The 25,496-nt window shown below is 69.0% G+C and carries 29 protein-coding genes; 9 read left to right on the top strand and 20 right to left on the bottom strand.

Annotation, left to right across the window (positions count from 1 at the left end; all coding sequences use genetic code 11):
- Positions 1-14 precede the first annotated feature (14 nt).
- The gene (locus M9M90_RS19770; RefSeq protein WP_254834941.1) at positions 15-989 is read right to left on the bottom strand and encodes an NAD(P)H-quinone oxidoreductase; all 975 of its coding nucleotides are present in this window, start codon (positions 987-989) and stop codon (positions 15-17) included.
- Between the two features lie 85 nt (positions 990-1,074).
- Between M9M90_RS19770 and M9M90_RS19765 the strand changes: the two genes are divergently transcribed.
- Positions 1,075-1,278 carry a DUF1192 domain-containing protein gene (locus M9M90_RS19765; protein WP_305582550.1) on the top strand — a complete coding sequence of 68 codons (204 nt, stop codon included), beginning with the start codon at positions 1,075-1,077 and terminating at the stop codon, positions 1,276-1,278.
- Positions 1,279-1,409: 131 nt separating this feature from the next.
- Positions 1,410-1,916 carry a DUF1465 family protein gene (locus M9M90_RS19760; RefSeq protein ID WP_254834939.1) on the top strand — a complete coding sequence of 169 codons (507 nt, stop codon included), beginning with the start codon at positions 1,410-1,412 and terminating at the stop codon, positions 1,914-1,916.
- 98 nt (positions 1,917-2,014) lie between these two features.
- On the opposite strand, the gene rpmE is transcribed toward M9M90_RS19760, so the two are convergent.
- Positions 2,015-2,239, bottom strand: coding sequence for a 50S ribosomal protein L31 (gene rpmE / locus M9M90_RS19755; RefSeq protein ID WP_254834938.1), 225 nt, complete (start codon positions 2,237-2,239; stop codon positions 2,015-2,017).
- Between the two features lie 119 nt (positions 2,240-2,358).
- Between rpmE and M9M90_RS19750 the strand changes: the two genes are divergently transcribed.
- Complete coding sequence (locus M9M90_RS19750) at positions 2,359-4,206, top strand: ABC transporter transmembrane domain-containing protein (protein ID WP_254834937.1); 1,848 nt, start codon at positions 2,359-2,361, stop codon at positions 4,204-4,206.
- Here M9M90_RS19750 and M9M90_RS19745 read toward each other — a convergent pair.
- Entirely contained in the window at positions 4,203-5,201 is a 999-nt protein-coding gene (locus tag M9M90_RS19745; protein ID WP_254834936.1) for a glycerophosphodiester phosphodiesterase, read from the bottom strand. The genes M9M90_RS19750 and M9M90_RS19745 overlap by 4 nt on opposite strands.
- A 114-nt stretch (positions 5,202-5,315) precedes the next feature.
- Between M9M90_RS19745 and M9M90_RS19740 the strand changes: the two genes are divergently transcribed.
- Entirely contained in the window at positions 5,316-6,944 is a 1,629-nt protein-coding gene (locus M9M90_RS19740) for a tetratricopeptide repeat protein (protein ID WP_254834935.1), read from the top strand.
- Here M9M90_RS19740 and M9M90_RS19735 read toward each other — a convergent pair.
- The 6 genes from M9M90_RS19735 to M9M90_RS19710 all read right to left on the bottom strand — a co-directional run bounded on the left by M9M90_RS19735 (position 6,941) and on the right by M9M90_RS19710 (position 11,629).
- Entirely contained in the window at positions 6,941-7,735 is a 795-nt protein-coding gene (locus M9M90_RS19735) for an inositol monophosphatase family protein (protein WP_254834934.1), read from the bottom strand. The two genes, M9M90_RS19740 and M9M90_RS19735, sit on opposite strands and share 4 nt — an antisense overlap.
- Positions 7,736-7,748: 13 nt before the next feature.
- Positions 7,749-8,318, bottom strand: coding sequence for an elongation factor P (gene efp, locus M9M90_RS19730; RefSeq protein ID WP_254834933.1), 570 nt, complete (start codon positions 8,316-8,318; stop codon positions 7,749-7,751).
- A 79-nt stretch (positions 8,319-8,397) separates the two neighbouring features.
- Positions 8,398-9,045: a thiamine phosphate synthase gene (thiE, locus tag M9M90_RS19725; protein WP_254834932.1), complete on the bottom strand. Its 648-nt coding sequence runs from the start codon at positions 9,043-9,045 to the stop codon at positions 8,398-8,400.
- 25 nt (positions 9,046-9,070) lie between these two features.
- Positions 9,071-9,217, bottom strand: coding sequence for a hypothetical protein (locus tag M9M90_RS19720; RefSeq protein WP_254834931.1), 147 nt, complete (start codon positions 9,215-9,217; stop codon positions 9,071-9,073).
- Entirely contained in the window at positions 9,201-10,229 is a 1,029-nt protein-coding gene (gene cydB / locus M9M90_RS19715; protein ID WP_254834930.1) for a cytochrome d ubiquinol oxidase subunit II, read from the bottom strand. Before cydB ends, M9M90_RS19720 begins: the two co-directional genes overlap by 17 nt.
- On the bottom strand, positions 10,226-11,629 hold the full coding sequence (locus tag M9M90_RS19710; RefSeq protein WP_254834929.1) for a cytochrome ubiquinol oxidase subunit I: 1,404 nt from the start codon (positions 11,627-11,629) through the stop codon (positions 10,226-10,228). Before M9M90_RS19710 ends, cydB begins: the two co-directional genes overlap by 4 nt.
- A gap of 200 nt (positions 11,630-11,829) precedes the next feature.
- Between M9M90_RS19710 and M9M90_RS19705 the strand changes: the two genes are divergently transcribed.
- Positions 11,830-12,015 carry a bacterioferritin-associated ferredoxin gene (locus tag M9M90_RS19705; protein ID WP_254834928.1) on the top strand — a complete coding sequence of 62 codons (186 nt, stop codon included), beginning with the start codon at positions 11,830-11,832 and terminating at the stop codon, positions 12,013-12,015.
- A 211-nt stretch (positions 12,016-12,226) separates the two neighbouring features.
- Positions 12,227-12,718 (top strand): bacterioferritin, encoded by a 492-nt coding sequence (gene bfr / locus M9M90_RS19700; RefSeq protein WP_254834927.1) that lies wholly within the window; start codon positions 12,227-12,229, stop codon positions 12,716-12,718.
- 83 nt (positions 12,719-12,801) lie between these two features.
- Here bfr and M9M90_RS21335 read toward each other — a convergent pair whose 3' ends face one another.
- Both M9M90_RS21335 and M9M90_RS21330 read right to left on the bottom strand, forming a co-directional pair.
- Positions 12,802-12,954: a hypothetical protein gene (locus M9M90_RS21335; RefSeq protein WP_371876879.1), complete on the bottom strand. Its 153-nt coding sequence runs from the start codon at positions 12,952-12,954 to the stop codon at positions 12,802-12,804.
- Entirely contained in the window at positions 12,951-13,094 is a 144-nt protein-coding gene (locus tag M9M90_RS21330) for a GIY-YIG nuclease family protein (protein ID WP_371876941.1), read from the bottom strand. The genes M9M90_RS21335 and M9M90_RS21330 overlap by 4 nt, the downstream gene beginning before the upstream one ends.
- Positions 13,095-13,231: 137 nt before the next feature.
- On the opposite strand from M9M90_RS21330, the gene M9M90_RS19690 reads away from it, so the two are divergent.
- Positions 13,232-14,899, top strand: a complete 1,668-nt coding sequence (locus tag M9M90_RS19690; protein ID WP_254834926.1) for an MFS transporter — start codon at positions 13,232-13,234, stop codon at positions 14,897-14,899.
- On the opposite strand, the gene M9M90_RS19685 is transcribed toward M9M90_RS19690, so the two are convergent.
- The 9 genes from M9M90_RS19685 to tkt all read right to left on the bottom strand — a co-directional run bounded on the left by M9M90_RS19685 (position 14,896) and on the right by tkt (position 24,761).
- Positions 14,896-15,165 (bottom strand): hypothetical protein, encoded by a 270-nt coding sequence (locus M9M90_RS19685; protein ID WP_254834925.1) that lies wholly within the window; start codon positions 15,163-15,165, stop codon positions 14,896-14,898. The genes M9M90_RS19690 and M9M90_RS19685 overlap by 4 nt on opposite strands.
- A 96-nt stretch (positions 15,166-15,261) precedes the next feature.
- Complete coding sequence (gene fba / locus M9M90_RS19680) at positions 15,262-16,347, bottom strand: class II fructose-bisphosphate aldolase (protein WP_254834924.1); 1,086 nt, start codon at positions 16,345-16,347, stop codon at positions 15,262-15,264.
- A 23-nt stretch (positions 16,348-16,370) separates the two neighbouring features.
- A complete protein-coding gene (gene pgk, locus M9M90_RS19675; protein ID WP_254834923.1) occupies positions 16,371-17,561 on the bottom strand; it encodes a phosphoglycerate kinase in 1,191 nt (396 codons plus the stop codon).
- A gap of 126 nt (positions 17,562-17,687) precedes the next feature.
- Positions 17,688-18,698 (bottom strand): type I glyceraldehyde-3-phosphate dehydrogenase, encoded by a 1,011-nt coding sequence (gap, locus tag M9M90_RS19670; protein ID WP_254834922.1) that lies wholly within the window; start codon positions 18,696-18,698, stop codon positions 17,688-17,690.
- A gap of 139 nt (positions 18,699-18,837) precedes the next feature.
- The gene (locus tag M9M90_RS19665; RefSeq protein ID WP_254834921.1) at positions 18,838-20,868 is read right to left on the bottom strand and encodes a S9 family peptidase; all 2,031 of its coding nucleotides are present in this window, start codon (positions 20,866-20,868) and stop codon (positions 18,838-18,840) included.
- 118 nt (positions 20,869-20,986) lie between these two features.
- Complete coding sequence (locus M9M90_RS19660) at positions 20,987-21,163, bottom strand: hypothetical protein (RefSeq protein WP_254834920.1); 177 nt, start codon at positions 21,161-21,163, stop codon at positions 20,987-20,989.
- A 58-nt stretch (positions 21,164-21,221) separates the two neighbouring features.
- On the bottom strand, positions 21,222-21,515 hold the full coding sequence (locus M9M90_RS19655) for a hypothetical protein (RefSeq protein ID WP_254834919.1): 294 nt from the start codon (positions 21,513-21,515) through the stop codon (positions 21,222-21,224).
- Positions 21,516-21,555: 40 nt separating this feature from the next.
- Positions 21,556-22,758: a formate-dependent phosphoribosylglycinamide formyltransferase gene (gene purT / locus M9M90_RS19650; RefSeq protein ID WP_371876940.1), complete on the bottom strand. Its 1,203-nt coding sequence runs from the start codon at positions 22,756-22,758 to the stop codon at positions 21,556-21,558.
- Complete coding sequence (gene tkt / locus M9M90_RS19645) at positions 22,758-24,761, bottom strand: transketolase (protein ID WP_256549252.1); 2,004 nt, start codon at positions 24,759-24,761, stop codon at positions 22,758-22,760. Before tkt ends, purT begins: the two co-directional genes overlap by 1 nt.
- A gap of 119 nt (positions 24,762-24,880) precedes the next feature.
- On the opposite strand from tkt, the gene M9M90_RS19640 reads away from it, so the two are divergent.
- Both M9M90_RS19640 and M9M90_RS19635 read left to right on the top strand, forming a co-directional pair.
- Positions 24,881-25,162, top strand: coding sequence for a DUF4164 family protein (locus M9M90_RS19640; RefSeq protein WP_305885129.1), 282 nt, complete (start codon positions 24,881-24,883; stop codon positions 25,160-25,162).
- Positions 25,163-25,165: 3 nt separating this feature from the next.
- On the top strand, positions 25,166-25,492 hold the full coding sequence (locus M9M90_RS19635) for a cell division protein ZapA (RefSeq protein WP_254834916.1): 327 nt from the start codon (positions 25,166-25,168) through the stop codon (positions 25,490-25,492).
- Positions 25,493-25,496 lie beyond the last annotated feature (4 nt).

Genomic DNA, 25,496 nt, shown 5'->3' with positions numbered 1-25,496 from the left:
CGTCGGGGCCCAGCCTAGGCGATCAGCATCACCTTGCCGACGTGGCTCCCGCTCTCGAGATGGGCGTGAGCGGCGGCGGCCTGCGCCAAGGGGAAGGTCTTGTCGATCCGCGGCCTGACCTTGCCCGCGGCGATCCACGGCCAGACCACGCGCTCGATCTCGGCGGCCAGGCGGGCCTTCTCGTCGGCGTCGCGGGGCCGCAGGGTCGAGCCGGTGACCAGGGCGCGCTTCTGCATCAGACGCATGATGCTGAGATTGACCTCGCCCCCGGCCTGGGCGGCGATGAACACGATCCGCCCACCGGTCTTGAGCGCGTCCAGGTCCTTGGCGAAATAGTCGCCGCCGACCATGTCCAGCACCACGTCCACCCCGCCGTGGATCTTGGCGACCTCGGCGAAGTCCTCCGCCCCGGCGTCGATCGCCACGTCGGCGCCCAGCGTCCTGGCCTCCCGCGCCTTGGCCGCACCGCGGGCGGTGGCGATCACCTTGGCGCCGGCCGCCTTGCCCATCTGGATCGCGGTCGTGCCGATCCCGGAGGTGGCGCCGTGCACCAGCAGGGTCTCGCCGGCCTTCAGGCTTCCGTGCTCGAACACGTTGGCGAACACGGTGAACACGGTCTCGGGCAGGGCGGCGGCCTCGACGAAGTCCAGGCCATCGGGGATCGGCAGGGCGTGGCGGGCGTCGCAGACGGCGTATTCCGCATAGCCGCCGCCGCCCAGCAGGGCGCAGACCTTGTCCCCGGCCTTCCAGCGTCCGGCGCCGACCTCGACCACGCCGGCGACCTCCAGGCCCAGGGTGGCGGGCGCGCCGGCCGGCGGCGGATAGAAGCCCAGGCGCTGAACGATGTCGGGCCGGTTGACGCCGGCGGCCGCCACCTTGATCAGGATCTGTCCCGGGCCCGGAACCGGCCGGTCGAGGGTCACCGGCTTCAGGGCTTGCGCGGGTCCCTTGCCGTCCTCCACAGCGATGGCGGTCATGGTGTCGCTCATGGGGGGACTCTCCGGTTCATTGCCGCTAACTTGCTCGGCAAGTCAGATAGACGTCCAACGACGCCCGGCAAAGGGGAGGCCTTTGATGGAAGAACCGGCGGAAGTCCGTATCGCGCGCGGCCAGCGGCTCACCGAGGCCATGCGCGAGGACCTGGAACTCTATGGCGTGGGCGAATTGGAGGAGCGCATCGAGGCGCTTGAGGCCGAGATCGCCCGGTGCCGCGCCCAGATCGAGAAGAAGGGCGCCGTGCGCGCCCAGGCCGACGCCCTGTTTTCCCGCCCAGGCTGAAAACCAGGGATAACGATGCGTAAACGGGGGATCGTCGATACTCGGCGTCCGGCCTTGGCACGGGGGTTGCAGTCCTCGAGCCCAAGACCACCGTCCGTCCGTGGACGACGATTTAGAGGCGAAGTGCTTAAATGAACGAAGGAATTGTCCAGGCCGGAGCCTGGCGGACGGATGTCATCCAGGACTTCGCCCGCTCGGAGCTCTTCGACCGCACCTTCCAGGAAGGCATGGATCTGGTCGAGGAGACCGCCACCTATCTGGACGGTTCGGGCCGCCAGGAATCCAAGCTCCTGTCGCGTAACGCCGCGCTCGCCTATGCCGGCGAGAGCATGCGCCTCACCACGCGGCTGATGCAGGTGGCCTCCTGGCTGCTGGTCCAGCGCGCGGTGCGCGAGGGGGACATGCCGGCCGAGAACGCCCGCGAGGACCGCTATCGCCTGGGCGCCGAGGATGTCTGCCGCGGGGCCACCGAGGAAGACCTGCCGTCCGGCCTGCTGATCCTGCTCGACCGTTCGGAACGCCTCTATGAGCGCGTCCGCCACCTCGACCGCCGCATGTACGTTGAAGAGGCCGAGGGCGAGACCCCTAATCCGGTCCAGAACCAGTTCGACCGCCTGCAGGCGGCGTTCGGGGGCTAGGCCCGCTCCACAAGGATGCACAGCAAAAAACGCCGCGCGATGAGCGCGGCGTTTTTCGTATCTGCCGTGGACGCGGCGCTCGTTCGAGCGCCAGGCGCCTACTTGCGGGTGAAGCCGGCGAACTTGGCGTTGAAGCGCGAGACGCGGCCGCCGCGGTCCAGGAGGGTCTGGTTGCCGCCGGTCCAGGCCGGGTGCGTCTTCGGATCGATGTCCAGGTTCAGGGTCGCGCCCGCTTTCTGGTACGTCGAACGGGTCTGATAGCTGGTGCCGTCCGTCATCACCACGGTGATGAAGTGGTAGTCGGGGTGGGTGTCTTGTTTCATCGCGAGGTCAACCGACGTAAAGGAGCGGCAGAAATATACACGCCTGGCCACGAGGCCGGGCGCGAGGAAGCCGCGCCTATACAGGAAAAGGCGGGGCAAGAGCAAGGGCGCTGGTTTTCATGAGTGATTTGGCCGCCGAGGCCGTCGAAGGACGGCCCAGCGCCGGCGCCGCCCTGGCGCAGGACCTGAGCGAGGCCGCCGAGCGCCGCGCCCGCAGCCGCAACGTCAAGGTCCTGGGCCATCTGCTGCCCTTCCTCGCGACGCACAAGCTCGACGCCGCCATGGCCGGGGTCTTCCTGCTGACCGCCACGGCCGCGACCCTGGGCCTCTCCGGCGCCGTGCGCCTGCTGGTGGACCAACTCACCGCTCCCAACCTCAGCGCCGAGGCGGTGGACCCCTGGTTCTGGCTGCTGGGCGCCGTCGCCGTCGCCTTGGCCCTGTCCTCGGCCCTGCGCTATTTCTTCGTCACCAAGCTGGGCGAGCGGATCACGGCGGACCTGCGCAAGGCCGCCTACGCCCACATCCTGACCCTCGACCCCACCTTCTTCCTGACCACCCGGACAGGGGAGGTGCTGTCGCGGCTGACCACCGACATCCAGATCGTCGAGAGCCTGCTCTCCACCTCCATCTCGGTGGCCCTGCGCAACCTGCTGACCCTGATCGGGGCCCTGATCCTGCTCATCGTGGTGAGCCCAGGCCTGACGGGGCTGGTGGTGCTGACCTTTCCTGTGGTGATCCTGCCGCTGTTCCTGTTCGGCCGCCGTGTGCGCAAGCTCACCACCTCGACCCAGGACAAGTTCGCCGCCGCCGTGGGCCATGCGGGCGAGACCCTCGACGCCCTGGAGACCGTCCAGGCCTTCGGACGCGAGGCGGCCGGGGCGCAGCGGTTCGGCGAGGCCGTGGAGGCCTCGTTCCGCACCTCCCTGCGGCGGATGACGGCGCGGGCGGTGATGACGGCCCTGGTCATCGCCACGGTGTTCGGCGGCGTGGTCTGCATCTTCTGGCTGGGGGTCCATGCCGGCCTGCGCGGCGACATGAGCTGGGGAACCCTGTTCCAGTTCGCCTTCCTGTCGGTGCTGGCGGCTGGAGCGGTGGGGGCGCTCGGCGAGACCTGGGGCGACGTGCAGAAGGCCGCCGGCGCCATGGAGCGGGTCTCCGAGCTTCTGGCCGCCCGGCCCAGCATCGCCGCGCCGGCCAATCCCCGTCCGCTGCCGTCGCCGGCGCGCGGCGAGATCGTTTTCGAGAACGTCGACTTCGCCTATCCCGCGCGTCCCGACCTGCCGGCCCTCGTTGGTTTCGACCTCAAGGTCGCCCCCGGCGAGCGCGTGGCCCTGGTGGGGCCCTCCGGGGCGGGCAAGAGCACGGTCTTCCGCCTGCTGCTGCGGTTCTACGATCCTCAGTCCGGGACGATCCGCTTGGACGGGGTGGATATCCGCGACGCCGACCCGTCCGAGGTTCGCGCCCGCATGGCGCTGGTGGCCCAGGACTCGCCGATGTTCTCCGGCTCGGCGATCGAGAACATCCGTTTCGGCCGCGAGGCCGCCGCCGAGGGCGAGATCCGCCAGGCCGCACGGGCGGCCCAGGCCGAGACCTTCCTGGACGCCCTGCCGCAAGGCTTCGACACCCCGCTGGGCGACCGGGCCAAGAGCCTGTCCGGCGGACAAAAGCAGCGTCTGGCCATCGCCCGCGCCCTGATCCGCGAAACCCCGATCCTGCTGCTCGACGAGGCCACCAGCGCGCTGGACGCCGAGAACGAGCGCCTGGTGCAGAAGGCGCTGGAGGAGGCCATGGTCGGCCATACCACCCTGGTCATCGCCCACCGCCTGGCCACCGTGCTCAAGGCCGACAGGATCGTGGTGATGGAGGCCGGCCGGGTGGTGGATCAAGGCACCCACGCCGAACTCTCGGCGCGCGGCGGGCTCTATGCGCGGCTGGCGGCCCTGCAGTTCGGCGACGCGGCGGCCTAGCTCCGCGCGGCGACCGCGATGGCGGGGAAGTCGCTGAACAGCCCATCGACCCCGGCCGCGTAAAGCGCTCGACAGAGCGCCTCGGCGTCGCCATGCCCGGCCAGCGAGTTCCCCCGCCGCAGCCTGGCCGGCAGATAGCGGTTCTCCGCGCGCACGGTCCAGGGATGGACCGCCAGGCCGAGCGCGTGGGCCCGCTCCACGAGCGGCGTCGGCGGGGCGAGCGCGCCGTCCACGGTCGGCAGGACCAGCGACCAGTCAGGCCCGATCCCGTCGGCATAGGCCGCGATCGTCTTCAGACCCTCGGCCGAGACCATGGCGGGATTTTCGCCGCCGACCAGCTGCACGCGGCGGGCCCTGGACAGCTTGGCAAAGGTCTTCAACGGTTCAGGCTCGAAGCACTGCACGAAGACCGGCGCGGTGCGGCTGTCCAGGCCGTTGGTTTTCAGCGCGTCGGCCAGCCGCGCCTCGATCGGCAGGCCCTGGCTGGCCAGGAAGGCCGGATGCTTCATTTCCGGATAAAGGCCGATAGTGCGCTTCACCCGACGGCTCTCGGCCTTGGCCAGGTCGATCACCTCCTGGAAGGTCGGGATCGCCTCGCGGCCGTCATAGCTGGTCCCCCGCAGCTCGGGGAGGCGTTCCCGGGTTCGCAGGGTCTTCAGTTCGGAGAGCGTGAAGTCCTCGGCGAACCAGCCCTCCAGGCGTTCGCCGTCGATGACCTTGGCGGTCCTGCGCGCCGCGAATTCCGGGCGGGCGGCGACGTCGGTGGTTCCCCCGATCTCGTTCTCGTGGCGCACCACCAGCACGCCGTCTCTGGTCAGCACCAGGTCGGGCTCGATGAAGTCGCAGCCCTGCTCGATGGCCAGGCGGTAGGCCATGGGCGTGTGCTCGGGGCGCTCGCCGCTGGCCCCGCGGTGGGCGATGACGATGGGGCGCGGCTTGGCGAGCGCCGGGGTGGCGGCGGCGAGAGCGGCGGCGGCGAGGGCGCGTCGGGTCATGGTTTGCGGCATGCCTCCATCTAGCCTCGTCCCGCGACGCTTTCGTCAAGCTTCCCGTTAGCGGCGCGGTAACTGCGATCATGCGCTACCTTCGCTCCGTCTCGCCGCTTCCGGATGGCCGCCATCACCAGTCACCCCAAGCCTGTGGCGCCTGCGCTCCAGCCCTTGCTGCGCAAGGCGCTCGACGCCGTCCGCGCCGGGCGCCGCGACGAGGCGGCCAAGGCGGCGCTGGCGGCCCTGGACGTCGACGAGACCAGCGCCCCCGCCTGGCACATCCTGGGCGTCTGCCGCGAGAAGTCCGGCGACTTCACCGGCGCCCTGCAGGCCTATGAGGCGGCGCTCGGCTTCTCGCCCGACGAGCCGGAGCTTGCGAGCGATCTGGCCCGGCTGGCCCTGAAGATGGGCATGGCCCCCGTGGCCGAAGGCCTGCTGCGCAGCTACCTGTCCCGCCGGCCCGGCTCGGTCGATGCGCTCAACAATCTGGGCCTCGCCCAGCGTGACCAGATGAAGTTCGCGGCCGCCATCGAGACCCTGCGCGGCGCGATCCAGGCCAATCCGGGCAGCGCCATGCTGTGGAACACCCTGGCCTCGGTGCTCACCCTGCAGGGCCAGACCGAGCAGGCCCTGGTCTTCTACGACGAGGCCCTGCGGCTGGAGCCGAGCTTCGCAGGCGCGCTCTACAACCGCGCCATGGCCAGGCTGGCGGCGGGGGTGACCGACGGGGTCATCGCCGACTTCGACGCCGCCATCGCGGCCGTGCCGCCGGACGAGGCGGGCGCCATGCGCGTGGCCCGCGCCTGGGCCCTGCTGGCGCGGGGCGATCTCGCCGAGGGCTGGGCCGCCTATGCCGCGCGCCACGATCCCGCCTATGAGGACGCCGTCCACTTCACCATCGACGCGCCGGCCTGGCGCGACGCTCCCGACCTGGAGGGCAAGACCCTGCTGATGGTCGGCGAGCAGGGGGTCGGTGACGAGGTCCTGTTCGCCCAGATCCTGCCCGACCTCGCCGGAGAACTCGGTCCCGACGGGCGGTTGATCCTGGCCGTCGAGCCGCGCCTGGTCCCGCTCTTCGCCCGCTCGTTTCCGAAGGCCGAGGTCGGCGCCCACGCCAGCTTCAAGGTAGACCATCACAGCGCCCGCACCGTCCCTTTCCTCAAGGATCGCCTGGGCGAGATCGATGTTTGGGCGACCATGGGCCAACCCCTGGCGCGGCTGCGTCGGACGCCCGAGACCTTCGGCGTCGGCGGGTATCTGAAGGCCGATCCGGCGCGGGTTGCGCACTGGCGGGCCGTGCTGGCCCAGGCCGGGCCCGGCCGCAAGGTCGGGGTGCTCTGGCGGAGCCTGGTGATGGACGCCGAACGGGTGCGCCATTTCGCGCCCTTCGAGACCTGGGCGCCCGTCCTGGCCACGCCCGCCGTCAGCTTCGTGAACCTGCAATACGGCGTGGGCCCGATCCCGGGGCTATGGACGCCGCCGGGCATCGACCTGAAGGACGACCTGGACGACGTCGCCGCCCTCTGCGGCGCGCTGGACCTGGTGATCGGGCCGTCCAACGTCACCACCAACCTGGCCGGGGCGACGGGGGCTGCGCTGTGGCTGATCACCCCGCGCGGCGCCTGGACCCAGCTGGGGACCGACGCCTATCCCTGGTATCCCCAGGCCCGCGTGTTCAGTCCCCCTCAGCTCGACCAGTGGCCCGTGGCCATGGCCGAGATCGCGGCGGCGCTCAGGGACTGGGTCTAGGCCGCGGCCTTCAGGCGTTCGACCATCAGGGGCTGGAGGTCGAGATTGGCCCCGCAGATGCTGCCCGCCTCGAGGATGTCGTCGCCGCCGTCGGCCGAGGTGACCTTGCCGCCGGCCTCGGTGATCAGCAGCATGCCCGCGGCCATGTCCCAGGGCTTCAGGTCGCGCTCCCAGAATCCGTCGAGCCGACCGGCAGCCACATAGGCCAGGTCGAGCGCCGCGGCGCCGAAGCGGCGGACACCGGCCACTCGCTGGCTCATCTGGTGCAGCTCCTTGAGGAACTTGGCGTGCTGGCCGTGGCCGAGGAACGGGATGCCGCAGCCCAGCACGCTCTCGTCCAGGCGCGTTCGCTGGGCCACCCGCAGGCGCTTGTCGTTGACGAAGCAGCCCTTGCCCTTCTCGGCCCAGAACAGCTCGTTGGTCACCGGGTTGTAGGTCACCGCCGCCACGATCGCCCCGTCGCGCTGCAGGGCGATGTTGATGGCGAAGTGCGGGATGGCGTGCAGGAAGTTGGTGGTGCCGTCCAGGGGGTCGACGATCCAGGTGTGGGTCTTGTCGGTCCCTTCGATCAGGCCCCGCTCCTCGCCCAGGAAGCCGTAGCCGGGACGGGCGTGCTGCAGCACCTCGAAGATGGTCTGCTCGGCCTTCAGGTCGGCGGCGGAGACGAAGTCGGCCGGCGCCTTCCTGGCCACCTGAAGCTCGGACAGCTCGCCGAAGTCGCGATTGAGACCCCGCGCGGCCTTGCGGGCGGCGTCGGTCATGACCTTCAGGAGGGCGGTTTGCGTGGACACGGCTGGGTTCCGATCAGTCGGCGCGGCGGAGGTATTCGCCGGTCTCGGTGGAGACCAGAACGCGCTCGCCGGCTTCCATATAGGGCGGGATGAGGATGCGCATGCCGTTGTCGGCCTTGGCGGGCTTGTAGGATGAGGACGCCGTCTGGTTCTTCACCACGGCGTCGGCCTCGACGATGGTCAGGACCACGTGGTCGGGCAGGGCGATGCTGATCGGGCGGTCCTCGAACGTCTGCAGCTTCACGGCCATGCCGTCCTGCAGGAAGCGCACCTGGTCCTCGCCGACGAAGTCCTTGGAAAGCTCGGTCTGCTCGTAATTGGCCTGGTCCATGAAGACCAGGGTGTCGCCCTGTTCGTAGAGGAAGGTGCAATCCTTCTGGTCCAGGTGGACCTGCTCGACGGTGTCGGAGGTGCGCCAGCGCTCGTTCAGCTTTCGGCCGTCGAGTATGTTCTTCAGCTCGACCTGGGCGAAGGCGCCGCCCTTGCCGGGCTTCACATGGACGGCTTTCACCGCCACCCACAGAGCGCCCTCGTGCTGCAGGATATAGCCGGGCTTGATCAGGTTGGCGGAGATCTTGGACATGGGGTCGCTTTGCGCGCGCACACGGGAAATTCGGGCGCGGAACCTAGTTGGACGGGCGACTTAAAGCAAGGCGAGCGCCCTAGCGGCGCTGGGCGAGCCCTTCGGCGATGGCGGCGTTGAGCGCCTTCACGGCGGCCGCCGGACCCTGCGGATGCGCCCAGATCCCGGCCGAGACCGCCAGGAAGTCGGCGCCGGCGGCGGCCAACGGCGCGGCGTTGGCGGCGGTGATGCCGCCGATGGCCACGCAGGGGGTCTCCACATGCGACTGCCAGCCGGTGAGGATCTCAGGATCGGCGCGGGTCGGCGCATCCTTGGTGGTGGTCGGATAGAAGGCCCCAAAGGCCACATAGTCGGCGCCGGCCTCCGCCGCCTCCATGGCCAGGTGCAGGCTATCGTGGCAGGTCACGCCGATCATGGCGTCAGGCCCCATGATCCGGCGGGCCTCGGCATAAGAAACGTCCGACTGGCCCACATGGACCCCGTCGCAGCCGAGCCGGGCGGCGAGGTCGGGGCGGTCGTTGAGGATGACCGCGGCGCCGCGGGCCTGGGCGATGGGCATCAGCACGTCGACGGCCGCGGCGATGATCTCGTCGGGCTGGTCCTTCAGGCGGATCTGCAGGGCGGCCACGTCCCCGGCGTCCATGGCGTGCGCCAGGCTCCGGCCGAAGGCGGCCAGGTCGTCGATGCGCGGCGGGGTGATGATGTAGAGGCGGCAGTCGGCGGTCATGTGCGCGGTTCTAGCCGCCTGGGCCTCAGCGCAACAGCGCCTTAAGCAGGTAGGCGACGGCCATCACGCTGAGCGATCCCGCCACCGCCAGGCCGACGAACCAGGCGAGCCGCTTCCAGATCGCCGGCAGGGGATCGCCCGGCTCGGGCGGCGGCTCAATGATAGCCCGCATCGGGCGTGACCTTGCCGCGGAACAGCCAGTAGACCCAGATCGTGTAGCCCATGATCACCGGCAGCAGGATCGCCACCCCGCCCAGCATGAGGGCTAGCGCATTGTCCTGGTTGGCCGCCTGCCGGAAGGTCATGTCGTAGGGCACGATATGGGGGAAGAACCCGGCGGCGAGGCCCGCATAGCCTGACAGGAAGACCAAGGTCGCCCCCACGTGCGGCCAGCCGTGCGACTTGCGGCGAAGGCCCACGGCGACGACCGCAAGGCCGGCCAGGCCCAGCAGCGGGATCGGCAGGTGCGGCAGGAGGGCGGCCAGATCGAAGGCTCCGTTCGCGAAGCCCCAGCGCCCGGCGATCCGGGGATGCACGAAGAGGGTGGCGAAGCTGACTGCCGCAAGCAGGCCGGCGACGGCGACCGCGGCGATCCCCGCCCAGCGGCGGGCGTCGCCGTGCAGCTCGGTCTCGGTGCGCCAGACCAGCCAGGTGGCGCCCAACAGCGCGTAGCCGGCGACCAGGCCCGCGGCCACCAGCACGGTGTAGGGGGTGAGCCAGTCGAAGGGGCCGCCGGCGAACTGCGAGCCCTTCAGCGTCACGCCCTGGATGAAGCCGCCCAGGATGAAGCCCTGGGCGATGGCGGCGGTGAGCGAGCCCCCGGCGAAGGCCGCGGTCCAGAGAGCCTTGCCGCGCCGACGCCCCCGGATGCGAAACTCGAAGGCCACCCCGCGCAGGATCAGCGCCAGCAGCATCAGGATCACCGGCAGGTAGAGGGCCGGCAGTATGGCGGAGTAGGCGAGCGGGAAGGCCGCGAACAGGCCGCCGCCGCCCAGCACCAGCCAGGTCTCGTTGCCGTCCCAGACCGGGGCGATGGAATCCATCATCACGTCGCGGTCCCTCGGCGTGCGGGCGAAGGGGAAGAGGATGCCGACGCCCAGGTCGAAGCCGTCCAGCAGCACGTAGAGCAGCACCGCCGTGGCGATGATTCCGGCCCAGATCAGCGGCAGGTCCAGACCGTTCATGGCGCGCCTCCCTGGCCCGGATCCAGCGGCGCGGCGGCCATGGCCGAGCCCGGGGCGCGCAGGCCCTCGGGCAGCGCCTCCTCCGATCCGACCGCCGGACCCTCGGCGATCATGCGCAGGATGTAGAGCACCCCCACCGAGAAGATCACCGCGTAGACGACGAGGAAGCCCAGCAGGGAGGCCGAGACCTGGCCCGCGCCGACCGGCGAGACGGCGTCTGCGGTGCGCAGGACGCCGTAGATCACCCAGGGCTGGCGGCCCACCTCGGCGACGATCCAGCCGGAGATGACGGCGACGAAGCCGGCCGGCCCCATGGCGACGCAGGCGCGCAGGAACCACGTGGAGCGTTCCGCCCCGCCCCGCCAGCACAGCCAGGCGCCCCAGGCGCCCAGGCCGATCATGGCCAGGCCCAGGCCCACCATCACCCGGAAGGACCAGAACACCAGTCCGACCGGCGGCCGGTCCTCGGGCGCGAAGGCCTTCAGGCCCTTGACCTCGGCGTCGATGCTGCCGGCGGTGATCAGGCTGCCGACCTTGGGGATGGACAGTTCCCAGCGATTGGCCTCGAGCCTGCCGTCGGGCCAGGCGATGATATGGAAGGCCTGCTCGGACCTGGTCTCCCAGAAGGCCTCGATGGCCGCCAGCTTGGCCGGTTGCAGGCGCAGGACGTCCTTGCCCGACAGGTCTCCGGCCACCAGCTGCAGCGGGGCCACGATGGCGAACATGCCGATGGCCATGCGCAGGGCCATGCCGGATTCAGGCTCGTCGGGGCGCCTGAGCAGACGCCAGGCCGAGGCCGCGCCCACCACCAGGGCGGTGGTCAGATAGGCCGCCAGCGTCATGTGAATCAGCCGCTCGGGGAAGCTGGGCGAGAAGATCACCTCCATCCAGTCCACCGCGATCAGCCCGCCCTCGGCCGTGCGGGCGAAGCCGGTCGGATGCTGCATCCAGCTATTGGCCGAGATGATCCAGAAGGCCGAGATCAGGGTGCCGACCGCCACCAGCACGGTGGCCGCGAAGTGCAGGCCGGGGCCGACCTTCTTCCAGCCGAACAGCATGATCCCCAGGAAGCTGGCCTCGAGGAAGAAGGCGGTGAGGACCTCGAAGGCCAGGAGCGGCCCGATCACCGGGGCGGCCACGGCGGAGAACACGCTCCAGTTGGCGCCCAGCTCGTAGCTCATCACCACCCCGGTGACGACGCCCATGCCGAAGGAGATCGCGAAGATCTTCAGCCAGAACAGATAGAGAGTCTTGAACACCTCGTTGCGGCTGGTCAGCCACAAGCCTTCCAGCACCGCCAGGTAACTGGCCAGTCCGATCGTGAAACTGGGAAAGATGATGTGGAACGCAATGGTGAAGGCGAACTGAAGCCGCGACAGCAACAGGGCGTCGACGTCCATGGTCCGAACCTTGGTTGACGCCGGTGATCTTCCTTGACCGCCAGCAAGGGCGCACTCTCACGCCGTAAAACGCGTTACTCCAAGCTTGGCCGCAGCGACAAACCGACGCAGGGCGCTCTGACGTCTGGCATGGTTGTTGCAAATGAGTTGCAACGGCGTTCGCATCTGGTACATGTGGGCCGTCGTCGGAGAGAACCGCTGTGTACGTCTGCAACTGCAACGGCATCAGAGAGCGCGAGGTCCGGGCCGCCATCGAGTCCGGCGCCCGACGCCCGGCTGAAGTGTTCCGCGCCTGTGGCTCGCGGCCCCAGTGCGCCCGCTGCGTCTGCGACATGCGCGAGATGATCGCCGAGCAGGACGAAGCCCTGCGCTACGCCGCCGAATAGGCCTCGCGCCGGCTGAAGCGTCGGCCGCGATCGAATGACACAGCCAGCTTCGTTCCGACACCGACGAGGGTCTCCCCATGCCCGGCGGCCTGACCTTCGCGCGCCGCGAGGGCTTGCGAACGAAACGCGGAATCACTTGCAAATATAGACTTTGACACGGGTTTCCCCGCGGATGAGGTTGCGCCTCGAGACGGGATTCGAGGAGCTTCACATGCAAGGCGACAAGGCGATCATCCGGCGGCTGAACGCCGTGCTCACCAACGAGCTGACCTCGGTGAACCAGTACTTCCTGCATGCGCGGATGTACGAGAACTGGGGCTTCGCGAAGCTCGCCAAGATCACCTATGACGAGTCGATCGGCGAGATGAAGCACGCCGACAAGCTCATCAAGCGCATCCTGTTCCTGGATGGCCTGCCCAACCTGCAGGATCTGCACAAGCTGAAGATCGGCGAGAACGTGCCCGAGTGCATGGCCTCCGACCTGTCGGTGGAGATCGCCGGCCGGGCCGAGCAGATCGAGGGCATCCGGGAATGCGAGGGGGCGTCCGACTTCGTCTCGCGCCAGATCCTGCGCGAGATCCTCACCGACACCGAGGGGCACATCGACTTCCTGGAGACCCAACTGTCCCTCGTCCGGTCGCTGGGCGAGCAGAACTACCTGCAGAGCGCGCTGGGCGAACTCGAGGGCGGCGGCGGTCACTAACTAGGAAGGGGAGGCGTGCCAGAGAGCACTTCCCCCTCAAGCTCGTCATGGCCGGCCTTTGTGCCGGCCACCCATGATCTCCGTCAGAAGAGATTTGGGTAGAGGTCATCCCAGTTCGGATTGTCCTGCTCGATCAGGTTGATCTTCCAATCGCGCCGATACTTCTTCAGCCGTTTTTCCCACCAGATGGCCTCGACCACCGTGAAGCACCGGCGGAACCAGACGAGACGCTTCACGCCGTAGCGGCTGGTGAAGCCGAGTCTTCACGATGCTCGTGGATGCGTTTGATCAGGTCGCTGGTCACGCCGACGTAGAGCGTGCCGTGCTTGCGGCTGGCGAGCATGTAGACGGCGTTGTTCGCGTGCACCGGATCCATGGCCAAGCTTGGTGTCTATGGATGGCCGGGACAAGCCCGGCCATGACGAGCGGGGAGAGGGGGACGTGGAGCCTGGAATGGCCTTCTGACCTCCTACAAATGCCGCTAGGCTCGCCCCGACATCAGTGGGGGGCAGGATGGCGCAGGACGCAGTGGCGGAAGGACAGGTCGCCGACGTCGGGACCAGGAACCACCGGCTGATCATCGGCGCCGCCTCGGCCGGCACGGTCTTCGAGTGGTACGACTTCTACCTCTACGGTTCCCTGGCCGGGTTCATCACCCTGCACTTCTTCTCGGGGGTCAACGAGACCACCGGCTACATCTTCGCCCTGCTGGCCTTCGCCGCAGGGTTTGCGGTGCGTCCGTTCGGGGCCCTGGTGTTCGGCCGGCTGGGCGACCTCTGGGGCCGCAAGAACACCTTCCTGGTCACCATGCTGCTGATGGGGCTCTCGACCTTCGCGGTCGGCCTGCTGCCGGGCTACGACCAGATCGGGGTGGCCGCGCCGATCGCGCTGATCCTCATGCGCCTGCTGCAGGGCCTGGCCCTGGGCGGCGAGTACGGCGGGGCCGCGACCTATGTGGCCGAGCACGCCCCGCCCGGTAAGCGCGGCCTCTACACCAGCTGGATCCAGACCACCGCGACGCTCGGCCTCTTCCTCAGCCTGATCGTCATCCTTCTGGTCCGCACGATGCTGGGCGAGGAGGTGTTCAAGGCCTGGGCCTGGCGCATCCCGTTCCTGGTCTCCTCGGTGCTGCTGGGCGTCTCGCTGTGGATCCGGCTGAAACTCAACGAGAGCCCGGTCTTCCAGAAGATGGTCGACGAGGGCACGACCTCGAAGAAGCCGCTGACCGAGGCCTTCGGCGAGTGGAAGAATCTGAAGATCGTCATCCTGGCCCTGGTCGGCCTCACCGCCGGCCAGGCGGTGGTCTGGTACACTGGCCAATTCTACGCCCTGTTCTTCCTCGAAAAGACGCTGAAGGTCGACGGGCCCCTGACCAACACCCTGATCGCGGTGGCCCTGCTGCTGGGGACGCCGTTCTTCGTGGTGTTCGGCTGGCTGTCGGACAAGATCGGCCGCAAGCCGATCATCCTGGCCGGCTGCCTGCTGGCGGCCGTGACCTATTTCCCGATCTTCAACGCGCTGACCGTGGCGGCCAATCCGGCCCTGGCGGCGGCCTCGGCCAGTGCGCCCGTGACGGTGATCGCCGACCCCGCCGACTGCTCCTTCCAGTTCGATCCGGTCGGCAAGACCGCCTTCACCTCGTCCTGCGACGTGGCCAAGTCGGCGCTCGCCACCGCCGGGGTTAGTTATGAGAACCAGGTCGCCCCGGCCGGCGCTACGGCGGTCATCAGGATCGGCGGGACCGAAGTCCGCAGCTTCGACGGTCGGCCGCTCGCCAAGCTTGAGTTCGCCGCCGCCAAGGCCGACTGGACCAAGATGCTGACCACGGCGCTCGGCGAGGCGGGCTATCCCGCCAAGGCCGACCCGGACAAGGTCAACAAGCCCGCTGTCGTGGGCCTGCTGTTCGTCCTGATGATCTATGTGACCATGGTCTATGGACCGGTCGCCGCGGCCCTGGTGGAGATGTTCCCGGCCAAGATCCGCTACACCTCGATGTCGCTGCCCTACCATATCGGCAACGGCTGGTTCGGCGGCTTCCTGCCCACCACGGCCTTCGCCATGGTGGCGGCCACGGGCAACATCTATTTCGGGCTCTGGTACCCGGTGGTCATCGCCCTGGCGACGGCCGTCATCGGCTTCATCTTCGTGCGCGAGATGCGCGGAGCCAATGTGGACGACTAAACTTTCGAATCCGGGCGCCCGCCGCCAGGCCGGTTGACGTCATAGGGCTCGTCGTAGCCGTGCCGCGCGGAGTGGAAGGCCAGCCACATCAGCCCGCCGGTGAGGGCGCCGACCACCAGCAGGCCGCCCACCACATAGAGCATGATCGGCCCGAGGCTCGACCAGCCGCCGCCGATGCTCGACCCGGCATAGAAGGTCCAGCCGCCGAACGCGGCCACCGCGGTCAGCCCGGCGATGGCGAGCAGGATGGGGAGGGCGCGCTTCATGGGCTAGGAAGTCGACCGCCCCTGCCGAAGTTCCAGCGGCCATGCGAAAGCCGCCGCCCGAGGGCGACGGCTTTGCGAGGGTCGGGCGTCTGGATGCTATTCCGCCGCGTGGCGCGAGATGCCGATCTTCGGGGCCAGTTCGCCGGCGGCGTAGCGCTTGGCCATGACCGACAGCGGGATCGGGGTGATCTTGCCGGCTTGGCCCGCGGCGCCGAACTCTTCCATGCGCTGGCGGCAGACCGCGCGCATGGCGTCCATGGCGGGCTTCAGATACTTGCGCGGGTCGAACTCGCCCGGGTGCTCGGCGAAGATCTTGCGGATGGCGCCGGTCATGGCCATCCGGTTGTCGGTGTCGATGTTGATCTTGCGCACGCCGTGCTTGATGCCGCGCTGGATCTCCTCGACCGGAACGCCCCAGGTCTGGGGCATCTCGCCGCCGTACTTGTTGATGATGTCCTGCAGGTCCTGCGGCACCGAGGAGGAGCCGTGCATCACCAGGTGGGTGTTGGGCAGGCGGCGGTGGATCTCCTCGATCACGCCCATGGCCAGGACGTCGCCGTCCGGCTTGCGGGTGAACTTGTAGGCGCCGTGGCTGGTGCCCATGGCGATGGCGAGCGCGTCGACCTCGGTGGCCTTCACGAACTCGACGGCCTGGTCGGGATCGGTCAGCAGCTGGTCATGGCCGAGCTTGCCCTCGAAGCCGTGGCCGTCCTCCTTCTCGCCCATGCCGGTCTCGAGAGACCCCAGCACGCCCAGCTCACCTTCGACCGAGGCGCCCACCCAGTGGGCCATGTCGACCACGTTGCGGGTGACCTTGACGTTGTAGTCGTAGTCGGCCGGCGTCTTGCCGTCGGCCTTCAGCGAGCCGTCCATCATCACCGAGGTGAAGCCGTACTGGATCGCGGTGGCGCAGGTGGCTTCGTTGTTGCCGTGGTCCTGGTGCATGCAGATCGGGATGTGCGGGTACATCTCGGCCAGGGCGTCGATCAGGTGCTTCAGCACGATGTCGTTGGCGTAGGAGCGCGCGCCCCGGCTGGCCTGGATGATGACTGGCGCGTCGACCGCGTCGGCGGCCTCCATGATCGCCAGGCCCTGTTCCATATTGTTGATATTGAACGCCGGAACCCCGTAGCCCTGCTCGGCCGCGTGATCCAGAAGTTGTCTCAAAGTAACCCGGGCCATGCCCTGCCCTCCAAAAGTCGTATCTAAATGGCCAGCGCCGCCACTCCGGGCAGCTCCTTGCCTTCCATCCATTCAAGAAACGCGCCGCCCGCCGTGGAGACGAAGGTGAAATCGTCGGCGACGCCGGCAACGTTCAGGGCCGCGACTGTATCACCCCCGCCCGCCACGGCCACCAGCTTGCCGGCCTTGGCCCGTTCGGCCGCGTGGAGGGCGGCCTCGACCGTCGCCTTGTCGAAGGGCGGGACCTCGAACACGCCCAGCGGGCCGTTCCAGATCAGGGTCGCCGAGCCGTCGATCGCCGCAATCAGCTTGGCGAGCGTCTTGGGCCCGGCGTCGAGAATACGGTCGGCGCCCTGGATGTCGGCCAGGTCGCGGACATTGGCCGCCACGCCGGGCTTCACCTCCTGGGCGACCACCACGTCGATAGGCAGCAGCAGCTCGCAGCCGGCGGCCTTGGCGCTCGCCATGATCTCGCGGGCGGTGTCGGCCAGGTCGTGCTCGCAGAGCGAGGCGCCCACGTCGACGCCCTGGGCCGCCAGGAAGGTGTTGGCCATGCCGCCGCCGATGGCGAGCCGGTCCAGCTTCTTCACCAGGTTGTTCAGCAGGTCGAGCTTGGTGGAGACCTTGGAGCCCCCGACGATGCCCAGGACCGGGCGCTTGGGCTTGCCCAGCGCGGCCTCCAGCATCTCCAGCTCGCGGCGCATCTGTTCGCCCGCATAGGCCGGCAGCATGCGGGCGATCCCCTCGGTGGAGGCGTGCGCCCGATGGGCGGCGGAGAAGGCGTCGTTCACATAGAGGTCGCCGTTGGCGGCCAGCGCCTTGGCGAAGTCCGGGTCGTTCTTCTCCTCGCCCGGATGGAACCGGACGTTCTCCAGCAGCAGGACGTCGCCCGGCTTCATCGTGGCGATCGCCGAGGCCGCGACCTCGCCCACGCAGTCGGCGGCGAAGGCCACCGGGGCGCCCAGCACCTCGGCTAGGGCCGGGGCGATGGGCTTGAGGCTCATCTCGGGAACCACCTTGCCCTTGGGCCGGTCGAAGTGGGCCAGCAGGACGACCTTGGCGCCTTCCTTGGCCAGCTTGGCGATGGTCGGGACCACGGCGCGCAGGCGGGTGTCGTCCGACACCTGCCCGTCGGCCATGGGGACATTGAGATCCACGCGCACCAGGGCGCGTTTGCCGGAGAGGTCCGCGTCGTCCAGCGTTCGGAAGGTCATGCAATATCTCCGCTCACCCCGGCGAAGGCCGGGGCCCAGATGCATCCGGGGCGCTGGGTGGGTTTCACCTGGGTCCCGGCCTTCGCCGGGATGAGCGGTGAAAGGGCCGGGGTCATGGCTCTGATCTTAGATCAGCTTGGCCATGGCGAGCGCGGTGTCGGCCATCCGGGTGGAGAAGCCCCACTCGTTGTCGTACCAGGAGAGCACCCGGCCGAGGCCGCCGTCGATGACCTGGGTCTGGGCGAGCGCCGCGGTCGAGGAGGCGGCGATGTGGTTGAAATCGATGGAGACCAGCGGATCGTTGGTCACCGCTAGCACGCCTTTCAGCGGCCCCTTGGTCGCCGCGGCGGTCAGGGCCTCGTTGATCTCTTCCTTGGTCAGCGTGCGGCCGGGGACCCAGGTCAGGTCCACCACCGAGACATTGGGGGTCGGCACGCGGATCGAGGAGCCGTCCAGCTTGCCCTGCAGTTCCGGGATCACCAGGCCCAGCGCCTTGGCCGCGCCGGTAGAGGTCGGGATCATCGACATGGCCGCGGCCCGCGCCCGGTAGAGGTCCGAGTGCATGGTGTCGAGGGTCGGCTGGTCGCCGGTGTAGGAGTGGATGGTGGTCATGTAGCCGCGCTCGATGCCGGCCAGGTCGTGCAGGACCTTGGCGATCGGCGCCAGGCAGTTGGTGGTGCAGGACGCGTTCGAGACCACCAGGTCGGCGGCGGTCAGGGTCTCGTGGTTGACGCCATAGACGATGGTCTTGTCGGCGTCGGTGCAGGGGGCCGAGACCATGACGCGCTTGGCGCCGGCGTCCAGGTGGGCCTTGGCCTTGTCCTTGGAGGTGAACAGGCCGGTGCACTCGAAGGCGATGTCGACGCCGAGGTCCTTGTGCGGCAACTCGGCCGGATTGCGGATCGCGGTGACCTTGATCTTGCCCAGGCCCACATCGATCGAGTCGCCGTCGACGGTGACCATGCCCGGGAAACGGCCGTGCACGCTGTCGTAGCGCAGCAGGTGGGCGTTGGTCTCGACGGGGCCCAGGTCGTTGATCGCGACGACCTCGATATCGCGGCGCGCATGTTCGACGATCGAGCGCAGGACAAGCCTGCCGATGCGGCCGAAACCATTGATGGCGACGCGTACGGTCATCGAGAGAACTCCTGAGCCAAGTGATTGCGGCGGTTTCTTGAGGCGCGGGCGCGTTTAGTCAACCCCTGCCGGGGTCAACTCTGGCTGCGTTTTGTGACGGAAGGGGGCGTCCGACGACGTCAAACGCCCCATCTTAACTCTACTGAACCTTCGCCTTCAGAGCCGCCTCCAGGCCGGGTGCGAACTCCGCGCCGTGCGGGACGGTCATCGATGTCTTGACGAGGGCGGCGCCGAAGGGCTCGGCCCGACCGCCCAGGCAGCGACCCAGGAAGTGTTCCGCCGTCGCATAGAAGGCGATGTTGTTCTCCGGCCGGGCGAAGCCGTGGCCCTCGTCGGGGAACAGGGCATAGGTCACCGGGATGTTCTTGGCCTGCAGCGCCTTGACGATCTGATCGCTCTCGGCCTGGTTCACCCGCGGATCGTTGGCGCCCTGGCCGATCAGCAGGGGCTTCTTGATCCGGTCGGCCTTGGTGAGCGGCGAGCGCTCCTTCAGCAGGGCCGCGCCCTCCGGCGTGCCGGGATCGCCCATCCGGCGGTACATCTGCTTGCGGCCGGCCTCCCAGTAGGCGGGTACGGTCGAGAGCAGGGTGTTGAGGTTCGAAGGGCCGACGATGTCCACCCCGCAGGCGAAGACGTCCGGCGTGAACGCCAGCCCGGCCAGGGTGGCGTAGCCGCCATAGGACCCGCCCATGATCGCCACCTGGTCCTTGGTGGTGACGCCGTTCTTCACGGCCCAGTCGACGGCGTCCAGCAGATCGTCGTGCATCCTGGCGCCCCATTCCAGGTTGCCGGCGTTGACGAACGCCTTTCCGAAGCCGGTGGAGGCTCGGAAGTTGGCCGACAGCACCGCATAGCCGCGGTTGGCCAGCCATTGGTGCTGGCCGTTATAGCCATAGACGTCGCGGCCCCAGGGCCCGCCATGGACCAGCAGGACCATGGGCAGGGGCTTGTCGGGCTTGCCATCGCCATTGCTGTCCCAACCTGGCGGCAGGGTGAGATAGGAGGCCTGGACCAGGCCGTCGCGGGACTTGATCTCCACCGGATGCATGGCCGCCAGGGTCGCCCCCTCCAGCTCCGGCCGGGTGACATAGAGCTTGCTGAGCGCCCTGGCCTTGCGGTCGTAGAGGTAGAGCGCCGAGGGCGCGGTGACCGGGTCGACCGCCACGGTCCACAGGTCGTCGGCGTCGGTGCGCGAGGTGACGGCGATCTCGCCCTCGAGGTTCTTCTCCAGGAACTCCAGGTCGCCCTTCACCGCCGGATCGACGACCTTCCATTCGGTGGTCAGGTAGTTGACCGCATAGGCCTCCACCTTGCCGGTCCTGGGGTTGATCATGGCGCTGCCGATGTCGGCCTTGGAGCTTTCGCCCAGCACCGTGCGGGCGCCGGACTTCACGTCCTGGGCGACGAGGACGGCGGTGTCGCGGTTGCGCGGATCGACCCAATAGCGGGTCGCGCCATCGACGGTGAAGCCGACGCCTTGGAAGCTGCCGGTGTCCTCGAAGCCGACGGTTTCGGCGACCGCTGGCGCGACCTTCCCGTTCTCGACGGCATAGAGGTCATAGCCGCCGTCAGGCCGCGGCCTGTACGCGGTGCGGACCTGGAGCTGCTCGTCGATATCGAAGCCGCCGAAGCCGTCGCCCTGCAGGACCAGGGACAGCTTGCCGGTCGCGAGGTCCAGGCTGTGGACGTCGTGCCAGCGGGGGTCGCGGTTGTTCAGCCCCACCAGGATGCGGTCCTTCACCTCGCGGCTGATGCCCAGGACCTGGACGCGGGTCTTCTCGAAGGGGGTGAGCGTCGTCTGCACGCCGCTGGCCACCTCGACCCCGTAGAGCAGGAAGTTCTCATCGCCGCCCTTGTCGTTGACGAACAGGATCTGGGAGGCGTTGGGCGCCCAGAAATAGCTGCGGATCGGTCGGGTCTTCTCATCGGTGAGCGGCTTGGCCTTGGCCGGATCGGCGATCGGCGCGACCCAGATGTTCTGCACCCCGTCGCGCGGGGCGATCCAGGCCAGCCACTTGCCGTCCGGGCTGATGCGGCCCTGGCTGCGGCTGGGATTTCCGAAGAACTTGGTCCGCTCGATCAACGGGGCGGAAACGCTGGGGGCGGCCTGCGCGGTCATCGCGCCCATCCCCAGGGTGAGGGCCGCGGCCGCGACCAGAAGCTTGCGCATGAGAATTCTCCCGACATCGGCCGGGATGCTAGGCGGAGCCGTGACAGGCGGCAAACGCTAGGTTGTTACGCGGCGAGGGTGGCGGACGCGGCCCGAAGGCCGCGCCCGCCGGTCGGTCCTAGTGCTTGTGTTCGGGCTGCGGCTGGGCGGGCTTGCCGTCCGCCGGTTTGTCCTTGCAGCACTCGCACTTGGCGCAGCAGTCCATCTTCGTGGCCTGATCCGCGGCGAGGGCGGCGCCCCCGCCGAGCGTGGCGAGGAAGGCGGCGAGCGCCAGGGTCTTCATCGGGTTTTTCATAGCGATCCTTTCGGCCTCACGGGCCGTGATGTGATTGAACGGTTGGCTCGGATATCCCTCAGCCGCGCGGCGGGGGCGTTTCCGGCGTGAGGTTCAATCCCACCATCTGGCGCGGCGCGGCCGGAACCAGGGCGGCGAAGGCGACACGAAGGACCGTCAAGAACGGTGTCGCAGCCGGCATGGCGTGACACAGCACGCAACCCGCCGGGCAGGTTTCCTCGTCCATCGGCGCGCCGCAGTCGTCCATGGTCGCTGTCATCGCGGCAGAGGCGTGCATCGTGGCCGCCATGGCGACGGGGCCGTTGAAGGCCAGGGCGAGGAAGACGACGGCGGCGATCAGGACGCGGACCATGGCCGCCATAGACCACAGGCGCGCGCCTCCGCCAAGCTGCTCAGCCTGCGACCGGCCTGACCCGGGAGGCCGCCTCGCGGGCGCGGGCGCGTGCTTCGTCCACGTCGGCGGCGCGGGCCAGGGCCACGCCCATGCGGCGGCGTTCGAACGCCTCTGGCTTGCCGAACAGGCGCAGGTCCGCCCCGGGGACGGAAAGGGCTTCGGCGACGCCCTCGAAGGCGATCCCCCGGGCTTCCATGCCGCCATAGATCACCGCGCTGGCGCCCGGCTCGCGCAGGGCGGTGTCCACCGGCAGGCCCAGGATGGCGCGGGCGTGCAGGGCGAACTCGCTCTGCGCCTGGGTGGCCAGGGTGACGAGGCCGGTGTCGTGCGGCCGGGGGCTGACCTCGGAGAACCAGACCTCGTCGCCGCGCACGAACAGCTCGACGCCGAACAGGCCAAGCCCGCCCAGCTCGCCGGTCACGGCGGCGGCGATCTCGCGGGCACGGTCGAGCGCCGCGGCGCTCATGGCCTGCGGCTGCCAGCTCTCCACATAGTCGCCCTTCACCTGCCGGTGGCCGACGGGGGCGCAGAAGCTGGTGAGGATGGATCCGTCCGCCGCCTTGGAGCGGACGGTCAGCAGGGTGATCTCGAACTCGAAGTCGATCCTGCCCTCGACGATCACCAGGGCCTGTTCGACCCGTCCGGCCTCCAGGGCGTAGCGCCAGGCCGCGGCGATCCCCTCTGGGCCTTCCACATAGGACTGGCCCTTGCCGGAGGACGACATCACCGGCTTCACGAAACAGGGGAAGCCGGTGGCCTCCGCGCCCGCCGCCAGTTCCGCCTCGGTGGCGGCGAAGGCGTATGGCGAGGTGGGCAGTCCCAGGGTCTCGGCGGCCAGCCGCCGGATGCCCTCGCGGTTCATGGTCAGCTGGGCGGCGCGGGCGGTCGGGATGACCGTGGCCAGGCCCTCGGCCTCGATGCGCACCAGCTCGTCGGTGGCGATGGCCTCGATCTCGGGCACGATCAGGTGCGGCCGCTCCAGCTCGACCAGGGCGCGTAGGGCCTTGGCGTCCGTCATGGCGATGACGTGGCTGCGATGGGCGACCTGATGGGCCGGGGCGCCCTCGTAGCGGTCGACGGCGATCACCTCGCAGCCCAGCCGCTGCAGCTCGATGGCCACCTCCTTGCCCAGCTCGCCGGAGCCCAGCAGCATGACCTTTACGGCGGTGGGCGAGAGCGGCGTGCCGAGGCGCATGGCGATCAACCCAGCTTGGATCTGGCCGCGGCGGCCACGGCTTGGGCGGTGATGCCGAACTGCTTGTAGAGCACCTCGGCCGGGGCGCTGGCGCCGAAGCCGGTCATGCCCACGAACACCCCATCCTCGCCGATGAACCGTTCCCAGCCGAAGCCGACCTGGGCCTCGACGGCGACGCGGACCTTGGCCTCGCCGATCACCGACTTCCGGTAGGCGGCCGGCTGGGCGGCGAACAGCTCCCAGCAGGGGGTGGAGACCACTCGGGTGGCGATCCCCTCGGCTTCCAGCAGCTTCTGGGCGGCGACCGCCACGGAAACCTCGGTGCCCGAGCCGAAGAGGGTCACCTGGGCCGGACCGCTGGCGGGGCTGAGTTCATAGGCGCCCTTGGCCGAAAGGTTCTCGCCTGCGGAGTCGCGCACCGCCGGGACCTTCTGGCGCGACAGGGCCATGACCGAGGGCGTGGTCTTGGTGGAGAGGGCCAGCTTCCAGCACTCGGCCGCCTCCACCGCGTCGGCGGGGCGGAAGACGTTGAGATTGGGGATCATCCGCAGGGATCCCACATGCTCCACCGGCTGGTGGGTCGGACCGTCCTCGCCGACTCCGATGGAGTCGTGGGTCATGACGTGGACCACGCGGATTCCCATCAGGGCGCCCAGACGGATGGCCGGGCGGCTGTAGTCGGAGAACACCAGGAAGGTGCCGGAGAATGGGATCACCCCGCCGTGCAGGGCCATGCCGTTCATCGCCGCGGCCATGCCGTGCTCGCGCACGCCGTAGTGGACGTAGCGGCCGTCATAGTCGGGCAGGTCGAAGGCCTTGGTTCCCTTGACGTAGGTGTTGTTCGAGCCGGTCAGGTCCGCCGAGCCGCCGACCATCTCCGGGATGGCCGGGACCAGCTGCTCCAGGGCCGAGCCCGAATGCTGGCGGGTGGCGGCGGCGGGCTTGGAGGCGGCGGCCTCCGCCGTATAGGCGTCCAGGCGATCGAAGGCGCCGGCCGGCAGGTCGCCCCGCATGGCCCGTTCGAACTCGGACTTGAGCGGCGACTTGTCGAGCTTGGCCTGCCAGTGCTTGCGGGCCCTGCCGCCCTTCTTCCCGGCCGAACGCCAGGGCTTCAGCACCTCGTCCGGCACCTCGAACGGCGCGTGGGTCCAGCCCATGGCCAGGCGGGCGTCGGCGATCTCGTCGTCGAACAGGGTGTAGCCGTGGCTGTGCGGGTCGCCTTCCTTGCGGCCGGCGCCCTTGGAGATCTTGGTCTTGCAGGCGATCAGGGTCGGGCGGTTCTGGCGCGTGGCCCACTTCATCGCCGCGGCGATCTTGCCGAAGTGGTGGCCGTCGACCTCCTTCACCGCCCAGCCGTAGGACTTGAAGCGGGCCAACTGGTCGCCGGTCTCGGAGATGGTCGCCTCGCCGTCGATGGTGGTGTTGTTGTCGTCGAACAGCACGGTGAGCTTGGCCAGCTTGAAGCGTCCGGCGATGGAGGCGGCCTCATGGCTCACGCCCTCCATCAGGCAGCCGTCGCCGGCGATCACCCAGGTGCGGTGGTCGACCACCTCGTCGCCGAAGCGCGAGTTGAGGTGGCGCTCGGCCATGGCCATGCCGACGGCGGTGGCCAGTCCCTGGCCCAGGGGGCCGGTGGTGGTCTCGACGCCGGGCGTGTGGCCGTATTCGGGGTGGCCGGCGGTGTTGGAGCCCCACTGACGGAAGTCGCGGATCTGATCCATGGTCACGGCCTTGAAGCCGGTCAGGTGCAGCAGGGCGTAAATCAGCATCGAACCGTGGCCCGCGGACAGCACGAACCGGTCGCGATCGGCCCAGTCGGGCTTGGCCGCGTCGTACTTCAGGAACTTGGTCCAGAGCACCGTGGCGACGTCGGCCATGCCCATCGGCATGCCCTGGTGACCGGACTTGGCCTTGTGGACCGCGTCCATCGAAAGCACGCGGATGGCGTCGGCCATGGTCTGGAGCGATGCGGACATTAATATCTTCCGGAGATGAGTCTGGGCGCGAATGGGCGCGGGGTCGCACGCGGGGCCTGAGGGGTCAAGGAACCCAGCGCGCACACAGCGGGTTTCGGCGCGCGCCCGGGCGGGTCTATAGATTAACGGTCACACTTTCGGAGCTTGGAATCATGCGGGAGCCGATGGGCGAGAACGCCCTCGACCAGGCCGTGAAGCGGCTGGATCGGGCGCTGTCCCAACTGGAGCAACGCCTGGGCAAGGGCGGCGGCGCGAAGGGCGGCCTGTTCGAGCAGGGCGACGCCAGGCTCGCGGCCGAACTGGACCAGGCCCGCGCGCGGGAAAAGGAACTGGAGGCGGCCGGGGCCGAGGCTTCTGCGGCGCTAGGCCGCGCGATCGCCGAGATCAAGACCGCCCTGCACAGCGCCCCCGCCGAAGAGACCGAGGAGGCCTGAGCCATGGCCCAGATCAATATCAATGTGAACGGCCGGCCCTATGCGGTGGGCTGCGAGGACGGCCAGGAGAACCACCTGATGGAGCTGGCGAGGATCTTCGACCGCCAGGTCCGCCAGGTGTCGCAGGACATGGGGCAGCTGGGCGAGACGCGCCTCTTCCTCATGGGTTCGCTGCTGCTGGCCGATGAGCTGATGGACCTGAAGACCCGCCTGGGCGCCGCGCAGGCGGAACTGGCCCGCGCCCAGTCCGACCACGCCCGCGCCGAGAGCCGGCTGGCCGGCGTCCTGGAAAACGCCGCCAAGCGCATCGAGAAGCTGGCGGCGGAGTAGGGGC

The sequence above is a fragment of the Phenylobacterium sp. LH3H17 genome (assembly GCF_024298925.1).
Lineage (GTDB): Bacteria > Pseudomonadota > Alphaproteobacteria > Caulobacterales > Caulobacteraceae > Phenylobacterium.
This window is presented reverse-complemented; position numbering and strand designations above follow the sequence as displayed.

Excerpts from the sequence above, each read along its gene's own strand:
- M9M90_RS19770 (WP_254834941.1), bottom strand. The coding sequence starts at position 989 with ATGAGCGACACCATGACCGCCATCGCTGTGGAGGACGGCAAGGGACCC.
- M9M90_RS19765 (WP_305582550.1), top strand. The coding sequence starts at position 1,075 with ATGGAAGAACCGGCGGAAGTCCGTATCGCGCGCGGCCAGCGGCTCACC.
- M9M90_RS19760 (WP_254834939.1), top strand. The coding sequence starts at position 1,410 with ATGAACGAAGGAATTGTCCAGGCCGGAGCCTGGCGGACGGATGTCATC.
- rpmE (WP_254834938.1), bottom strand. The coding sequence starts at position 2,239 with ATGAAACAAGACACCCACCCCGACTACCACTTCATCACCGTGGTGATG.
- M9M90_RS19750 (WP_254834937.1), top strand. The coding sequence starts at position 2,359 with ATGAGTGATTTGGCCGCCGAGGCCGTCGAAGGACGGCCCAGCGCCGGC.
- M9M90_RS19745 (WP_254834936.1), bottom strand. The coding sequence starts at position 5,201 with ATGACCCGACGCGCCCTCGCCGCCGCCGCTCTCGCCGCCGCCACCCCG.
- M9M90_RS19740 (WP_254834935.1), top strand. The coding sequence starts at position 5,316 with ATGGCCGCCATCACCAGTCACCCCAAGCCTGTGGCGCCTGCGCTCCAG.
- efp (WP_254834933.1), bottom strand. The coding sequence starts at position 8,318 with ATGTCCAAGATCTCCGCCAACCTGATCAAGCCCGGCTATATCCTGCAG.
- thiE (WP_254834932.1), bottom strand. The coding sequence starts at position 9,045 with ATGACCGCCGACTGCCGCCTCTACATCATCACCCCGCCGCGCATCGAC.
- M9M90_RS19720 (WP_254834931.1), bottom strand. The coding sequence starts at position 9,217 with ATGCGGGCTATCATTGAGCCGCCGCCCGAGCCGGGCGATCCCCTGCCG.
- cydB (WP_254834930.1), bottom strand. The coding sequence starts at position 10,229 with ATGAACGGTCTGGACCTGCCGCTGATCTGGGCCGGAATCATCGCCACG.
- M9M90_RS19710 (WP_254834929.1), bottom strand. The coding sequence starts at position 11,629 with ATGGACGTCGACGCCCTGTTGCTGTCGCGGCTTCAGTTCGCCTTCACC.
- bfr (WP_254834927.1), top strand. The coding sequence starts at position 12,227 with ATGCAAGGCGACAAGGCGATCATCCGGCGGCTGAACGCCGTGCTCACC.
- M9M90_RS21330 (WP_371876941.1), bottom strand. The coding sequence starts at position 13,094 with ATGGATCCGGTGCACGCGAACAACGCCGTCTACATGCTCGCCAGCCGC.
- M9M90_RS19690 (WP_254834926.1), top strand. The coding sequence starts at position 13,232 with ATGGCGCAGGACGCAGTGGCGGAAGGACAGGTCGCCGACGTCGGGACC.
- M9M90_RS19685 (WP_254834925.1), bottom strand. The coding sequence starts at position 15,165 with ATGAAGCGCGCCCTCCCCATCCTGCTCGCCATCGCCGGGCTGACCGCG.
- fba (WP_254834924.1), bottom strand. The coding sequence starts at position 16,347 with ATGGCCCGGGTTACTTTGAGACAACTTCTGGATCACGCGGCCGAGCAG.
- pgk (WP_254834923.1), bottom strand. The coding sequence starts at position 17,561 with ATGACCTTCCGAACGCTGGACGACGCGGACCTCTCCGGCAAACGCGCC.
- gap (WP_254834922.1), bottom strand. The coding sequence starts at position 18,698 with ATGACCGTACGCGTCGCCATCAATGGTTTCGGCCGCATCGGCAGGCTT.
- M9M90_RS19665 (WP_254834921.1), bottom strand. The coding sequence starts at position 20,868 with ATGCGCAAGCTTCTGGTCGCGGCCGCGGCCCTCACCCTGGGGATGGGC.
- M9M90_RS19660 (WP_254834920.1), bottom strand. The coding sequence starts at position 21,163 with ATGAAAAACCCGATGAAGACCCTGGCGCTCGCCGCCTTCCTCGCCACG.
- M9M90_RS19655 (WP_254834919.1), bottom strand. The coding sequence starts at position 21,515 with ATGGTCCGCGTCCTGATCGCCGCCGTCGTCTTCCTCGCCCTGGCCTTC.
- M9M90_RS19640 (WP_305885129.1), top strand. The coding sequence starts at position 24,881 with ATGCGGGAGCCGATGGGCGAGAACGCCCTCGACCAGGCCGTGAAGCGG.
- M9M90_RS19635 (WP_254834916.1), top strand. The coding sequence starts at position 25,166 with ATGGCCCAGATCAATATCAATGTGAACGGCCGGCCCTATGCGGTGGGC.